The sequence below is a fragment of the Streptomyces spongiae genome, assembly GCF_009377185.1.
GTDB classification, from domain to species: domain Bacteria; phylum Actinomycetota; class Actinomycetes; order Streptomycetales; family Streptomycetaceae; genus Streptomyces; species Streptomyces spongiae.
In genome coordinates this window covers 1-2,041 of sequence record NZ_VJZC01000979.1, presented here as the reverse complement: position 1 = coordinate 2,041, position 2,041 = coordinate 1, and the positions used below count along the sequence as shown (strand labels likewise).

Genomic DNA, 2,041 nt, shown 5'->3' with positions numbered 1-2,041 from the left:
CGCAACGACGTCGGATCGACACCCGCCCGCTCGACCGCCTCCCACACCGACTCCAGCAGCAACCGCTGCTGCGCATCCGTCGCCAACGCCTCCCGCGGACTCATCCCGAAGAAGTCCGCGTCGAAGTCCCCCGCACCGTGCAGGAACCCACCGTGGCGGGTGGAGGACGTACCACTGTGCTCCGGATCCGGGTGATACAACCGCTCCAGATCCCAACCACGATCCGACGGAAACTCACCCACCGCGTCCACACCCTCGGACACCAACCGCCACAAATCCTCCGGCGACTCCACACCACCCGGAAAACGACACGCCATCCCCACGACCACCACCGGATCATCCGCGAGAGGCGCCACGGCCGGCGCTTCCCGCTCTGACGTGCCGGTGCGGGTGTGGGTGCGGGTGTGGCCGGTGTCCGGGAGCAGCTCGGACAGCAGGTGCTCGGCCAGAGCCCGGGGTGTGGGGTGGTCGAAGACCAGGGTGGCGGGCAGGCGCAGGCCCGTCGCCGTGCCGAGCGCGTTGCGCAGCTCGACGGCGGTCAGCGAGTCGAAGCCCAGGTCCCGGAAGGCACGGCTGGGTTCGACGCGTTGGGCGTCCTGGTGGCCGAGGACGGCGGCCACCCGCTCGCGGACGAGGTCGAGGAGCGCTGCCCTGCGGTCGGCGGGGTCGAGCGGGGCGAGCCGTTCCACGAGGCCGTCCGCGCGGACCTCGACAGACGCGGCCGTGGTCAGCGTCGTGCGGCGTGCCGTGGGACGCGTCAGGCTGCTCAGGAGTGCGGGGACGTCGGCTCGGGCGCGCAGCGCGGTGGGGTCGATCCGGAGGGGAAGGACCGTGGCGTGCCCCGCGGCCGGGGCGGCGTCGAGGAGGGCCAGACCGTCGTCGGGGGTGAGGAAGGGGAAGCCGGAGCGGGCGAGGCGTGCCCGGTCGACGTCGGTGAGGTCGCCGGTCATGGCGCTGGCCGCGACGTCCCAGGGTCCCCAGGCGAGGGAGAGCGCGGGCAGGCCGAGGGCGCGGCGGTGTTCGGCGAGGGCGTCGAGGAAGGCGTTGGCGGCGGCGTAGTTGCCCTGCCCGGCGCCGCCCAGGATGCCGGCGGAGGAGGAGAAGAGGACGAACGTGCCGACGTCGGGGGCGAGTTCGTGGAGGTACCAGGCGGTGTCGGCCTTGGGCCGAAGCACGGTGTCGAGACGTTCAATGGTGAGAGCGTCGACGACACCGTCGTCGACGACGCCGGCGACGTGGACAACGGCCGTCAGGTGCTCGCCGTCGAGGAGCCGGGCGAGGGCGTCACGGTCGCCGGTGTCGCAGGCGACGACGCGAACGCGGGCGCCGAGTGCGGTCAGGTCGGTGGCAAGCCGGTCGGCGCCGGGGGCGTTGGGGCCGCGGCGGGAGACGAGCAGGAGGTCTCGGGCGCCGTGCCGGGTCACGAGGTGGCGGGCGACGAGGCCGCCGAGGCCTCCGGTGCCGCCGGTGACGAGGACGGTGCCGGAGACGTCCCAGGCGGGTGGCTGGGTTGTGCGCGGGGCTCGGACGAGCCGGGGGGCGCGCAGGCCGGCTGCGCCGGCGCGGACTTCGGGCTCGGGCGTGGTCAGGGCCCGGCGCAGCAGGTCGCCGTCGGGCGGGCCGTCGAGGTGGAGGACGGTGAGGCGGCCGGGGTTCTCCGTCTGCGCGGTGCGCAGGAGGCCGCGGGCGGCGGCGGCCGGGAGATCGCCGGTGGCGGGGGTGGCCACGACGAGGCGGGAGTCGGCGAAACGGGGTTCCGCCAGCCAGGACTGGACGAGGCGCAGGGCTTGTTCGGTGGTGGTGCGCAGGGCTGTGGCGGTGGGGGCGTCGTCGGCCTGGGAGGCGATGCGGGTGAGGACGACGGGGGGTACCGCGTCGAGTGTGGCGAGGTCGGGGCTGACGGTGACGGTGACATCGGCGGCGCGGAGGGCGTCGGCCAGGTCGCCGGTGTCGGGCCCGATGACGCCGACAGGGAGGTCCGCGTCCGTGTTCTCGCCGATGAGGGGCCAGTCGACCGTGAACAGGGCGTCGGGTGCGGTGG

1 protein-coding gene is annotated in these 2,041 nt (G+C 74.4%); it reads right to left on the bottom strand.

All coding sequences use genetic code 11. The features are described 5' to 3' along the window. Positions 1–2,041: type I polyketide synthase (locus FNH08_RS49355; RefSeq protein ID WP_152778498.1), on the bottom strand; the 2,041-nt coding region annotated here is incomplete at both ends.